Source organism: Parageobacillus sp. KH3-4, assembly GCF_022846435.1.
Classification (GTDB): domain Bacteria; phylum Bacillota; class Bacilli; order Bacillales; family Anoxybacillaceae; genus Parageobacillus; species Parageobacillus thermoglucosidasius_A.
Genome location: NZ_AP025627.1, coordinates 3,578,161 through 3,591,321, shown reverse-complemented (window position 1 = coordinate 3,591,321; position 13,161 = coordinate 3,578,161). Strand labels below are relative to the sequence as shown.

Genomic DNA, 13,161 nt, shown 5'->3' with positions numbered 1-13,161 from the left:
GGAGCCAACGATGATGAAGATTCTTGTATTACCGTTGTTCCAAATGAGTACGGGGCATCACAAAGTCGCGGATACGTTGATCGATTTCCTGCAAAGGCAGTTTCAAGATATATGCTGCAAAAAAATAGACTTTTTAAGCTATTGCAATGAATTTATGGAAAAAATTGTTTCAGAAATGTATTTACGGTGGATTCGCTCTCATCCAGCTTCCTATCATCGCGTTTATAAGACGTTTATGTACCCTGATTTTCATTGGCTGGAATTCGTTTCGCTTGAACCGTGGCTGCCTTATTTTGAGAATAAAATGAAAAAATTGTTGGAGAAAGAAAAGCCAACGCTCATTATTTGCACTCATTCGTTCCCATCGCGCATTTTGCAACGGCTAAAGCGGAAAAAGGCGACTCAAACGCCGGTAATCAACGTATATACGGACTTTTTTATCAATAGCGTGTGGGGAAAACGGGACATCGACTACCATTTTGTGCCGCATGCGGACGCAAAACGGGAGCTAATGGCGAAATATCGTATTGATGAAAAGCGGATTATTGTGACAGGCATTCCTGTTCATGAAGCGTTTATGGCTAAGCATTCCGAGGCGAAAGGAAAAAGGCGTCCGTTTCATTTGTTGCTAGCGGGAGGAAACCAAGGGCTAGGCAATATTATTGATTTTTTTAAGAAAATGGAATACTCCCGCTTGTTCCGTTATTCGGTATTATGTGGAACAAATAAAAAGTTATATGATGAAATTGCGAGCTGGAAGCATCCACATATTCGCCCTTTTTCATACATATCTAGCCCGCAAGAGATGAACCGCTTGTATAACGAAGTGGATGCGGTAATTACAAAGCCGGGCGGCGTTACGGTCAGTGAAGTGCTGCATAAACAATTGCCCCTTTTTACCGTTGGTTATTTGCCTGGCCAAGAACAAATTAATTTGCAATATCTTGAAAAACATGGATTAATTTATAATTTGACAGGGCATTGCTATTACGAGCGAAAAATCGCGCATGTATTAACGGATGAAATCGAAAAAAACCGCTTTTATCGCCGGGTGAATGAATATTTTTCCCAGATTGAAAAAACGGCACAAGACGCGTTAAAAGAGATTGTTGCGATGCACCAGAGACAATACCACGCTTTATGGAAATAGCGGTTTCACCATCTAACGGACTGGTTAGATGGTGTTTTTGCTGTTTTCCAAGTGGCAAAACAGCCTGTATTGCTCATATAAAATTACCATACGATTGTACTTGAAACGTGTTAAAATAAAAACTATGGTAAACAAAGAGGAGGAGCTTTAATGAAAACGAGAGTTGGGATTTTATATGGCGGAAAATCGCCTGAACATAACGTATCTTTATCAACGGCGATGGCGGTGATGAATGCCATCGATAAAAACAAATTTGATGTCATTCCGATTTATATTACGACAGAAGGACAGTGGATCAAAGGAGAGCGGTTGACCGGGCAAGTAACCGAAATAAAACAATTGCAGTTTCAGTCCGAGGCAAGAGCCATTATACCGGTGGCGTTGAATCAAACGCCGGCAGCTGTGAACGGGAAAAAGCAGGAGGAAGCGGCGGTCGATGTCATTTTTCCGTTATTGCACGGGCCGAACGGGGAAGATGGCACAGTGCAAGGACTGCTTGAACTGCTTAATATTCCTTACGTTGGAAACGGAGTGCTTGCTTCCGCTGTTGGCATGGATAAAGTGGTGATGAAAAACTTATTCGCGCACGCGGGATTACGCCAAGCGAAATACGTGTGGTTTACGAAACGGGAATGGAGTAAAAATGAAGAAGCGGCGTATGATAAGGTGGAACAAGCGCTGGGGTATCCTTGTTTCGTCAAACCGGCGAATGCGGGATCAAGCGTCGGAATTACAAAGTGCAAACGGCGTGATGATTTGAAAGCGGCTTTTGTTGAGGCATTTAAGTACGATCGCAAAATTATTGTGGAGGAAGCGGTTGTGGGCCGCGAAATCGAAATTGGCGTCATTGGTAACGATGATCCGATTTGTTCCGTTGTCGGAGAAATTGTCCCGAAAAAAGAATTTTACGATTATCAAGCGAAGTATGAAGACGATGATACGGAATTGATTATTCCGGCGGACGTTACAAGCGAGCAGTATGAAACGATAAAACAAATGGCGGTTACCGCGTTTAAGGCACTTGATCTTTCGGGGCTTGTGCGGGCTGACTTTTTCTTAACGGAAGATGGAGAAGTGTATATTAATGAAATTAATACGATGCCTGGGTTTACACCGTATAGTATGTTTCCTTTGTTATGGAAACATAGCGGCATCTCCTATCCGGAACTGATTGAACGCCTCGTACAGCTGGCGATCGAACGACATGAAGAAAAGCAAACGATCACGTACACGTTTGAGAAATAAAAATGAAGGTGAAAAAAGATGATCACTCGTACATTGCGCGAGATACAGTCGATGGCAGATGGCCGCGGGCTGGCGAATGAGTTTTTGGACATCACGGTTCATGGAGTTTCGACGGATACGCGAACAATTCAACAAGGAAATTTATACGTTCCGTTGAAAGGAGCCAAATTTAATGGGCACGCGTTTGTCCAAGACGCGCTGGATAAAGGTGCGAGCGCTGTGCTTTGGTCGGAAACGGAAGGAAATCCGCCGAGAGGAGTGCCGGCGATTATCGTGGATGACACGTTGCGCGCGCTCCAGCGTCTTGCCCATCGGTACCGCAAGCAGCTTTCAGCAAAAGTCATCGCCATTACCGGAAGCAACGGCAAAACAACGACGAAGGATATGGTTGCGGCATTATTGGCAACCACCTATAAAGTGCAAAAAACAGAAGGAAATTTAAACAACCATATTGGCGTGCCGTTGACGCTCCTTCGTTTGGAAGAAGACGTAGAAATGGCCGTCGTCGAAATGGGAATGAGCAATTTTGGCGAAATCGAATTATTGTCCAACATCGCCGAGCCAGATGCGGCGATTATTACAAATATTGGCGAGTCCCATTTGCAGGAATTAGGTTCGCGCGAAGGGATCGCGCAAGCAAAATTAGAAATTTTGTCCGGCTTAAAGAAGAACGGCCTTTTCGTTTATTACGGAGACGAGCCATTGCTGGCAAGCCGGGTTTCCAGCTTGCCGCTGCCTGAGCATGTTTTGACGTTTGGGCAAGGAAATGAAAACGATTATTATCCGGAGTCGGTACATTTGCAGGCGAATGGCATGGTGTTTACCATCCGGCAGGCGACCAATCGATCTTTTTTTCTGCCGATTTTAGGAAAGCATCATGTATATAACGCATTGGCTGCGATCGCTGTAGCCCGCTTTTTTGACGTAAGCTGGGAGAACGTGCAAGAAGCGCTTTCGCAATTGCAAGTAACGCGCATGCGCATGGAAGTCATCGAAACGAAGAAGGGCTGGACGATTATTAACGACGCGTACAACGCCAGCCCAACATCGATGAAAGCAGCTTTGCAATTACTTCAAGAATTGATGGGATATAAGAAAAAAATTGCCGTGTTGGGAGACATGCTGGAGCTTGGCGATCGGGAAGTGGAGTTTCATCAGAAAATTGGCGCGATGCTGCGTCCGGAAATAGTCGATTATGTATTTACGTATGGGACGTTGGCGCGCCATATTGCGCTTGCAGCGCGGCCGTTCTTTCCAGACGGGCGCGTGAACGCTTATGAAGATAAGCGGGCATTGGCGAATGATTTGCTCGCGGTTGTTTCCCCCGGAGATGTGATTTTGCTGAAGGCGTCGCGCGGCATGAAGCTGGAAGAACTGCTTCCTGATTTGCAATAACGATATCGTTGTGTAAAATGAAAACAACAGTAAAAAATAAAAGCGGCGTGTTTGATCGCCGCTTTTCAATTTTCCTGCAATGGTGATGACGATGATCGGCTGTCTATGTATACATGGATTTACGGGAAGCCCTAATGAAGTTGCACCGCTGGCGGAATATTTGCACAAACGGACGGACTGGATGATTAAAGCCCCGACACTTCCCGGACATGGCCAGCGCCTTCAGCTAAAAGGGATTACTTACGATCAGTGGTTTCAATCGGCGGAAGAAGAATTGCAAGCGTTGATGGAAAAATGCGAAACGGTTTATGTAGTCGGTTTTTCGATGGGCGGAGTTATCGCGGTGTATTTGGCGGAAAAGTATAAGATTGACAAGCTCGTGCTCTTAAGCGCCGCGTTTTACTATGTCAATCCGCGCCAACTAATAAAAGACATCCGTGAAATCGTTCGCGACGGGTGGCGGAGTTTTCGTGAAAATCCGCTTTTTATCCGCTATAAAAATAAAATTTTTGCGACGCCGCTTACGGCGATATTAGAGTTCCGGAAATTAGTGAACGAAGTCCGGCCGCTTTTGCCTCATGTTCACGTTCCGGTATTGATCGTGCAGGGAGAAAAAGATGGGATCGTTCCGCCCAAAAGCGCCCGTTATTTATACGAGAGGATTGGTTCGTCGAAAAAGAAGCTGTTGTTTTTGCCCGCTTCTTATCATCACGTCTGCCATGGTCCAGACCGGCACGTATTATTTACCGAGGTAGAAAAATTTTTGTTAGAAAATGGTAATTATTGAAAATGGCAGATGAAAATGGTATGATAACTGTCAAATATTTTTATTCGATTCATTTTGGATCGTAAGGAATTTAAAGGAGTTTGAATAACATTGACGACATTTTACGAATTAGGATTAAGCAACGAATTGATGAAGGCGATTCGCCGGATGGGGTTTGAGGAAACGACCCCGATTCAAGCGGAAACGATTCCGTTGAGCCTGCAAAATAAAGATGTCATTGGACAGGCGCAGACCGGCACCGGAAAAACTGCCGCTTTTGGCATTCCGCTCGTCGAAAAAATCGATGTAACAAACGAGGCGATTCAAGGCCTTGTTGTGGCGCCGACACGAGAGCTGGCAATTCAAGTATCGGAAGAACTTTATAAAATTGGCGCAGTCAAGCGCGTTCGCGTGTTGCCGATCTACGGCGGGCAGGATATTGGACGGCAAATTCGCGCGTTGAAAAAACGCCCGCATATCATTGTCGGAACTCCTGGGCGAATTATTGATCATATCAACCGTAAGACGCTTCGCTTAGAAAACGTGCACACCGTTGTGCTCGATGAAGCGGATGAAATGCTTAATATGGGGTTTATCGACGATATTGAGGCGATTTTAAGCAATGTCCCTGAAAAGCGGCAGACATTATTATTTTCCGCAACGATGCCGGAGCCAATCCGCCGCATCGCCGAGCGGTTTATGAATGAGCCGCAAATTGTGAAAGTCCAAGCGAAGGAAATGACAGTTCCCAACATTCAACAATATTATTTGGAAGTGCAAGAAAAGAAGAAGTTTGATATTTTAACGCGCTTATTAGACATTCAAGCGCCGGAATTGGCTATTGTTTTCGGACGTACAAAACGGCGCGTCGATGAATTGGCGGAGGCGCTCAATTTACGCGGATACGCTGCTGAAGGAATTCATGGAGATTTGAGCCAAGCGAAACGGCTATCCGTTCTTCGCAAATTTAAGGAAGGCTCGATCGAGATTTTAGTCGCTACCGATGTAGCAGCGCGCGGATTGGATATTTCCGGTGTGACGCACGTCTATAATTTTGATATTCCGCAAGACCCGGAAAGCTACGTTCATCGTATCGGCCGCACTGGCCGTGCTGGAAAAACAGGCGTAGCAATGACGTTCGTTACGCCACGGGAAATTGGGCAGCTTCATAATATTGAGCGCACGACGAAACGGAAGATGGAGCGGATGAAACCGCCGACGCTGGATGAAGCGCTTGAAGGACAGCAGCGTATCGCGGTGGAAAAGCTAGTGGCGACGGTCGAAACCGAAAATCTTTCCTTTTATAAACGTGCAGCTGAAGAATTGCTGGAAGAGCACGATTCCGTATCGCTTGTCGCTGCGTGCATTAAAATGCTGACAAAAGAGCCCGATACGACGCCGGTGCAATTAACCGAAGAGCCACCGCTTCCGGTAAAACGGGAGAAAAAGCGCGCAAACCGCCCAGGAAGCCAACGGGAGCGTACAAAAAAACGGCGCGTTGCTCGTTAAAAAAACGGTGCAACAAGCGCCGTTTTTTATTTAAGATTTTTTTAGATGAACCGGTCGCCTGTTTTTGCAACATTGCCAAAAACATTGCGCGTGCACGAGGCTTGATAAAAGAAATGAAGATAGCTTCCCAACACTGCTGTGTTCTCCATGTTGGCCGCGGAGATGTTGATAAAGAAGAAGCGATTAAACAATTTTATTTTCATAACTGTGGCATATTACAAACGAGCAGCAACAAATGATTATGTTAGAATGATGTCAAACGACATTAGCGAATGAAAAAAGGTTTTTGCCGATGTAGATGGGAAGAAATAAACGGGGCAATGATCCCCCCTCCTAAAAAGCCGAACAGGTGGGCGGCCACGTTCGCATCGGGAGCGGTAAATGCGATAAATAGACTAATACATAATACGGCAAAAAGAAGACGGGCGTGCTGTGCTTCGATGATATCGCGGCGAAATGTGACCAAATATCCGTACATGCCGAACAAGCCGAAAATCGCCCCGGAAGCTCCGGCGTGGCTGTACATCGCTGGCAGCAGAAAAAATGTCGCAACGTTGGCAAATATCCCGCTTCCTGTATAAAGAAGCAGAAATTTGCCTTTCCCTAACATTTTTTCTAAAGCGGGGCCGAATAAAATAAGAGAAATCGAGTTAATAATCATATGTTCAAACCGTACATGCAAAACGAGCGGGCTTATGAACCGCCAATACTCCCCTTTTTTTATGGCGGCGTTAAAGCCGATCATTTTTTCCCATAACGGTTCGGCGATAGGAATGCGTAAAAAAAACATGAACCAGATCAATACGTGAAGGACAACAAGAATGGAAACGACAGGGTAAAACCGAAAAAATGCATGGGCGTTTTCCATACGCACAAACATACACTTCTCCCCTTGTATTGGTTTATTAAAATGTATGTACGAAGTAGAAAGGATAGAAGAGGAATGATTATCGGAGTTGGCATCGATATTGTGGAGTTGGAACGGATCGAACAGCTAATAGCGAAAAATGAAAAATTTATCGATCGGATTTTAACGGAGAAAGAAAAAATGATTTTTTCCCAATTATCGCCGAAGCGCAAAGTAGAGTTTGCCGCAGGGAGATTTGCGGCAAAAGAAGCATATGCGAAGGCGGTCGGAACAGGGGTCGGAAAAAATGTATCGTTCCATGATATCCAAATTATGAATGACGATCACGGAAAGCCGATCGCTATTTCTGATATGGAGAACTGCCGCATCCATGTTTCGATCTCTCATAGCCGTGATTATGCGATTGCTCAAGTCATTATTGAACGCTTGTCATAGCTAGTCTGCATATTCCCCTAAATTGCCTCATATATTGTAATGGACAAATGGAAATCGATATGAGGCAAAGGGGTTGAAACGATGAGGGGCAACGTGTTTAGCGTGTTTCTTTGCGCCGTACTGCTTGTCGCTTTAGCTGGTTGCGGGGCAAAATCGCAAGAAGACGTGATGAAAGCGCTAGATGAAAAGATGGATGAGATGACAAGCTATCAAGCAGAAGCGAAAATGACGTTTCAGACTGGCGATAAGCCGCAAGTTTATGACGTCGAAATTTGGTATAAGCATCCTTCATACTACCGGGTCAGCTTAAAAAATGCCGACAAAAATCAAAGCCAGATGATTTTGCGCAACGATGAAGGTGTTTTCGTTTTTACTCCGGCATTAAACAAAAGCTTCCGTTTCCAAAGCGATTGGCCGAAAAACAGCAGCCAAGCGTATTTGTACGAATCATTAGTGAAAGACATTTTAAGCGATTCGAAAGCGAGCTTTAAAGCGACGAAAAAGCATTATGTATTTGAGACGAAAACAAACTATCCGAACAGCAGCATGATTCCAAAACAGGAAATTACGTTAAACAAAAAAGATTTATCTCCGGTATCCGTCAAAGTGATGGATACGGATCGGAACGCTTTGTTAACCGTACGATTTTCAAAAGTTGAGTTTAATAAAAAGTTTGATGATGATGCGTTTGATACGTCCAAAAACATGACCGGCGCCCGCTTAGAAGTGCCGACGATGGCCAAAGCGGAAGGCCAAGCGCTTGAAGTAATGTATCCAGTCGATTTGCCAGAAGGAGTAAAACAAGTGGAGGAAAAAGAAGTTGCTGCTGAAAACGGAAAACGGATTATTATGACATTTGGAGGCGAAAAATCGTTCACATTAGTCGAAGAGAAAGCAGAAGTGCTGCCGGCGACGAGCACTCCAACACTTGTCAATGGCGAGCCGGTCGATTTAGGGTTTGCAATCGGCGCGCTGACGGATCAGACTCTTACTTGGTCGTATAAAGGGGTCGACTTTACGCTTGCTTCTACGGATTTAACGCCGGACGAAATGGTGATGGTTGCTCGTTCCGTGCAAGGAAAAGCGACGAAATAGATGACGTTGTGCAGGCCCGCAAGTTGCCGGGCCTGTTTTTGATTTATGAAAAAAATCAAATCGACGCTAAGCACGTATTTCCTTTATTGTCTTTTAAGTGGTAAACTAAAGGAGATGGCATGTTTCATCTTATCGAGACGGGAGTAGAAGTGAGTCAACAGACGTTTCATTATTTTCATCCATTTTGATAGACGAGGAAGTGCAGCGAGATATGACCAATGTGTTTTACCGAGATACTTGGGCAGAAATTGATTTAGACGCGATTTACTATAACGTTTCACAACTGAAAAATTTTTTGCAAAACGACGTCCGCATCATGGCGGTGGTGAAGGCGAACGCCTACGGCCACGGTGATGTGCAAGTGGCCAAAACCGCGCTCGAGGCGGGGGCCTCTTATTTGGCGGTAGCGTTTCTGGATGAAGCGCTTGCGCTGCGAAAAAGAGGAATTGACGCTCCGATTCTCGTGCTGGGCGCTTCCCGACCTAGCGATATTAATGTCGCCGCAAAGCATCGGATTGCGCTTACCGTGTTTCAGACGGAATGGATTGAACAAGCGGCGGATTTTTACAGTGAAACGGTACCGGTTTTGTTTCATTTGAAAATGGATACGGGAATGGGGCGGATCGGGGTGAAAGAGGAAACGGAAACGAAGCGCCTCATTGAACAAATTGACCGCCATCCGTATTTTTCGTTAGAAGGAGTTTATACCCATTTTGCCACGGCCGACGAAATCGACACGGACTATTTTTCTTTTCAATACGATAATTTTTTGCGGATGCTTGAATGGCTTCCGTATAAGCCGCCTCTGATTCATTGCGGGAACAGCGCGACGACGTTGCGGTTTCCGGATAAAGTGTTTAACATGGTGCGCTTTGGCATTTCGATGTATGGACTATCTCCTTCGCCGGAAATAAAACAATATTTGCCATATGAGCTAAAGGAAGCTTTTTCATTGCATAGCCGCCTTGTTCATGTGAAAAAGCTGAAGCCGGGAGAAAAGGTAAGTTACGGGGCGACGTATACGGCGGAAACAGAGCAATGGGTTGGCACAGTTCCAATTGGATATGCGGACGGCTGGTTGCGTAAACTGCAAAATTTTCATGTACTTGTGGATGGAGAAAAAGCGCCGATTATTGGAAGAATTTGTATGGACCAGTTGATGGTCCGCCTGCCAAAGCGGGTGCCAGTTGGAACGAAAGTGACCTTGATTGGTCGTCAGGGTGATGAATATATTTCTGTTGATGATGTTGCGCAATATCTCGATACGATTAACTATGAAATTCCTTGTACGATCAGTTATCGTGTTCCCCGTATTTTTTTCCGAAATAAGAGTATAATGGAAGTGAGAAATCTTGTTTATGTATAAACTGCAAAATTTTTCAGAAGATAATGAGCAGAAAGCACAGAAATGACTTTGCACTGTGTTTATTTAATGGTATTATGAAATGGAAGCAATGAATCGGCTGCAGTTTGTGGAGGTGTGTATTCGTGTCGGAATCTAGCGCAACAACGGAAATCGTCGTTCGTTTGCCTCAAGCACTAGTAACGGAATTGGATGTGCTTGTGAAACAAGAGAACGGCAACCGCAATGATCTCATTTATCAAGCAACTAAAATGTACATTCGCGAACGGAAAAAACGGCAAATCCGCGAGGCGATGAGACGCGGCTATATGGAAATGGCGAAAATCAATTTATCTATTGCTTCAGAGGCGTTTCTTGCAGAATATGAAGCCGACCACACCGTTGAACGTTTAGTTAGCGGGGGGTAATGCTTTGATTGTTAAGCGTGGCGACGTTTATTTTGCGGACCTTTCCCCGGTAGTTGGCTCGGAACAAGGAGGCGTTCGTCCGGTATTAGTCATTCAAAATGACATCGGAAATCGGTTTAGTCCGACGGTGATTGTGGCGGCGATTACAGCGCAAATCCAAAAAGCAAAGCTGCCGACGCATGTCGAGATTGATGCAAAGCGTTACGGGTTTGAGCGGGATTCTGTTATTCTGCTAGAGCAAATTCGGACGATTGATAAACAGCGGCTGACAGACAAAATTACTCACTTGGACGATGAAATGATGGATAAGGTGGATGAAGCGCTGCAAATCAGTTTAGGACTTATAGATTTTTAAATAGCGGCGCCCGAAATATATAAACTTGCTGTTAAAGCGAGTGCACCGTGCCACCTATCGCCTCCGTTTCATAAAAAGTGGTGGGTAGTTTGCTATGCGCAAAAAGGGCAGGTCGCAAGCATCGATCTGTCCGACTATTTTATAACGATTCATGCAAAAATAGCTGCATCATTGTAGCTATTTTTATTTTTCGCATATGGAGGGGTCATGGGGTTGTTAAACAGAGAAGCGTTGATGGACTTGATAGCGAATGAATTGCAGTTGTCCGCCAAACAAGTTAGCAACGTGATTTCCCTTTCTGAAGAAGGAAATACGGTGCCGTTTATTGCCCGCTATCGCAAAGAGATGACGGGTGCCTTGGATGAGGTGCAAATTCGCGATATTTTAGAGAAATGGAATTACTTGCAAAACTTAGAGCAGCGCAAGGAAGAAGTTCTTCGCCTTATTGATGAGCAGGGAAAGCTGACGGACGAGCTAAAAAATGCAATTATCAACGCCACGAAACTGCAGCAAGTGGAAGATTTGTACCGTCCTTACAGACAAAAACGGCGCACAAAAGCAACCGTCGCAAAGGAAAAAGGGTTAGAGCCGCTTGCGGAATGGTTATGGGCGTGCCCGATGGCGCCGCGGCCGGAAGAAAAAGCGTTGGAGTTTATTAATCCGGACAAGGAAGTGCCTACCGCCGAAGAGGCGCTTCAAGGAGCGAAAGACATCATCGCCGAAAAAGTATCGGATGATGCCCAATTCCGCCAATGGATCCGCCAGCAGACGTGGAAAAAAGGTGTCATCGTATCGACAGTGAAAGAGCCTGAAAATGATGAGAAAAAAGTATATGAAATGTATTACGAGTATGAAGAGCCGGTGCACAAGATCGTTCCCCATCGTGTGCTGGCGCTCAATCGTGGTGAAAAAGAAGGGGTGCTGCGCGTTTCCATTCAAGCCCCGGTGGAAGATATTATGGCATATTTGCAAAAGCGTATTATTACAAATCGGCAATCTCCTGCTGCCGTTCTTCTCGCCGAAGCGATTGAGGACGGTTACAAACGGCTTATAGAGCCGTCGATCGAGCGCGATATTCGCAATGAGTTGACCGAAAAAGCGGAAGAGCGGGCGATTCATATTTTTGCGGAAAACTTGCGCAAGCTATTGCTTCAGCCGCCGCTAAAAGGAAAGATCGTTCTTGGCATAGATCCTGCTTATCGAACAGGATGTAAGTTAGCGGTCGTTGATGAAACAGGAAAATTGCTGAAAATCGATGTCATTTATCCTCATCCGCCGCAGCAGCGGATAGAGGAAGCGAAGAAAAAATTGATCCACGTGATCGAAGATTATAATGTCGAGATGATTGCCATCGGGAACGGGACGGCGTCAAGGGAAACGGAGCAATTCGTGGCAGATACATTAAAGCAAGTGGACAGAGAGATTTTTTACCTTATTGTCAATGAAGCGGGAGCGAGCGTCTATTCTGCCTCCGACCTTGCCCGCCAAGAGTTTCCGGATTTGCAGGTAGAAGAGCGGAGCGCAGTTTCGATCGCGCGGCGCGTACAAGACCCGCTCGCGGAACTGGTGAAAATTGATCCAAAATCAGTAGGAGTTGGCCAATATCAGCACGACGTTTCGCAAAAAAAATTAGCGGAATCGCTGCGGTTTGTCGTGGAAACGGTTGTCAACCAAGTTGGTGTCAACGTCAACACCGCCTCTGTTTCTTTATTGCAATACGTATCAGGCCTTACGAAAACAGTATCGGAAAATATTGTGAAACGCCGCGAGGAACAAGGAAAATTTAAAAACCGTGAGGAATTAAAAGAGATACCGCGTCTTGGCGCTAAAACATATGAACAATGCATCGGCTTTTTGCGCATTGTTGACGGAGACGAACCGCTCGACCGTACGCCGATTCATCCAGAGCGGTACGAAGAAGTGAAAAAACTGCTGCACCAACTTGGCTTTACAACCGAACATATTGGAAGCGAAGAACTTCGCCAAGCATTGCAATCTCTTTCCATTTCCGACACGGCTGCCGAACTTGGCATCGGAGAATTGACATTGCAAGACATTATTGACGCTTTAGTCCGTCCGGAACGCGATCCCCGCGACGAGCTGCCGAAGCCATTGCTGCGAAAAGACATTTTAAAAATGGAAGATTTAAAAGAGGGAATGGAATTAGAAGGTACGGTGCGCAATGTCGTCGATTTCGGGGCGTTCGTGGATATTGGAGTGAAGCAAGACGGACTTGTCCACATTTCAAAATTAAGTAAGCAATATGTACGACATCCGCTTGATGTTGTATCTGTAGGTGATGTCGTAAAAGTATGGGTTGACAACGTCGATATCGATAAAGGAAGGATTTCCTTATCCATGATTCCACCGGAAGAATCAGAAAAAACACTGCCTTCATGAGCAGTGTTTTTTCTGATAAAAAAACCAGCATTGATTTAGCAATTTGATTTGGTAGCGATTTTTTTCATAATAGGCCCGTCTCATTTGATTTTTTAACCATGTTGGCATGGCGGTTGACCTCCCGCAACAAAAAGGTTCATATATAATGTATGTATCGCTAGTCTGTCCTGTTC

General features: G+C 45.2%; 13 protein-coding genes. 11 read left to right on the top strand and 2 right to left on the bottom strand.

The genetic code is table 11. From position 1 onward, the window contains the following. Positions 1–10: 10 nt before the first annotated feature. The 5 genes from MWM02_RS18250 (at position 11) to cshA (ending at position 6,065) form a co-directional block, all read left to right on the top strand. Positions 11–1,150 carry an MGDG synthase family glycosyltransferase gene (locus tag MWM02_RS18250; RefSeq protein WP_064552711.1) on the top strand — a complete coding sequence of 380 codons (1,140 nt, stop codon included), beginning with the start codon at positions 11–13 and terminating at the stop codon, positions 1,148–1,150. Between the two features lie 150 nt (positions 1,151–1,300). Continuing rightward, the gene (locus tag MWM02_RS18245; protein WP_064552710.1) at positions 1,301–2,395 is read left to right on the top strand and encodes a D-alanine--D-alanine ligase; all 1,095 of its coding nucleotides are present in this window, start codon (positions 1,301–1,303) and stop codon (positions 2,393–2,395) included. Positions 2,396–2,413: 18 nt separating this feature from the next. Continuing rightward, on the top strand, positions 2,414–3,790 hold the full coding sequence (locus MWM02_RS18240) for a UDP-N-acetylmuramoyl-tripeptide--D-alanyl-D-alanine ligase (RefSeq protein WP_244402632.1): 1,377 nt from the start codon (positions 2,414–2,416) through the stop codon (positions 3,788–3,790). Positions 3,791–3,881: 91 nt separating this feature from the next. Then, positions 3,882–4,577: an alpha/beta hydrolase gene (locus tag MWM02_RS18235; RefSeq protein ID WP_244402631.1), complete on the top strand. Its 696-nt coding sequence runs from the start codon at positions 3,882–3,884 to the stop codon at positions 4,575–4,577. Positions 4,578–4,667: 90 nt separating this feature from the next. Then, positions 4,668–6,065 carry a degradosome RNA helicase CshA gene (cshA, locus tag MWM02_RS18230; protein ID WP_064552707.1) on the top strand — a complete coding sequence of 466 codons (1,398 nt, stop codon included), beginning with the start codon at positions 4,668–4,670 and terminating at the stop codon, positions 6,063–6,065. Positions 6,066–6,330: 265 nt separating this feature from the next. Here cshA and MWM02_RS18225 read toward each other — a convergent pair whose 3' ends face one another. Further along, on the bottom strand, positions 6,331–6,945 hold the full coding sequence (locus tag MWM02_RS18225; protein WP_064552705.1) for a rhomboid family intramembrane serine protease: 615 nt from the start codon (positions 6,943–6,945) through the stop codon (positions 6,331–6,333). A 63-nt stretch (positions 6,946–7,008) separates the two neighbouring features. Here MWM02_RS18225 and acpS point away from each other — a divergent pair, with 63 nt between their 5' ends. From acpS to MWM02_RS18195, 6 genes are all read left to right on the top strand, one after another. After that, positions 7,009–7,368: a holo-ACP synthase gene (gene acpS / locus MWM02_RS18220; protein ID WP_064552704.1), complete on the top strand. Its 360-nt coding sequence runs from the start codon at positions 7,009–7,011 to the stop codon at positions 7,366–7,368. Between the two features lie 81 nt (positions 7,369–7,449). After that, the gene (locus MWM02_RS18215) at positions 7,450–8,463 is read left to right on the top strand and encodes a LolA family protein (RefSeq protein ID WP_244402630.1); all 1,014 of its coding nucleotides are present in this window, start codon (positions 7,450–7,452) and stop codon (positions 8,461–8,463) included. A gap of 211 nt (positions 8,464–8,674) precedes the next feature. Further along, positions 8,675–9,829, top strand: a complete 1,155-nt coding sequence (gene alr, locus MWM02_RS18210; protein WP_244402629.1) for an alanine racemase — start codon at positions 8,675–8,677, stop codon at positions 9,827–9,829. Positions 9,830–9,951: 122 nt separating this feature from the next. Continuing rightward, positions 9,952–10,233, top strand: coding sequence for a CopG family ribbon-helix-helix protein (locus tag MWM02_RS18205; protein WP_003253419.1), 282 nt, complete (start codon positions 9,952–9,954; stop codon positions 10,231–10,233). Between the two features lie 4 nt (positions 10,234–10,237). Beyond that, complete coding sequence (gene ndoA / locus MWM02_RS18200) at positions 10,238–10,588, top strand: type II toxin-antitoxin system endoribonuclease NdoA (RefSeq protein ID WP_003253417.1); 351 nt, start codon at positions 10,238–10,240, stop codon at positions 10,586–10,588. A gap of 234 nt (positions 10,589–10,822) precedes the next feature. After that, positions 10,823–12,988, top strand: a complete 2,166-nt coding sequence (locus MWM02_RS18195; RefSeq protein WP_420038615.1) for a Tex family protein — start codon at positions 10,823–10,825, stop codon at positions 12,986–12,988. Here the strand turns inward: MWM02_RS18195 and cmpA are convergent. Next, positions 12,983–13,096: a cortex morphogenetic protein CmpA gene (cmpA, locus tag MWM02_RS18190; protein ID WP_012748966.1), complete on the bottom strand. Its 114-nt coding sequence runs from the start codon at positions 13,094–13,096 to the stop codon at positions 12,983–12,985. The genes MWM02_RS18195 and cmpA overlap by 6 nt on opposite strands. Positions 13,097–13,161 lie beyond the last annotated feature (65 nt).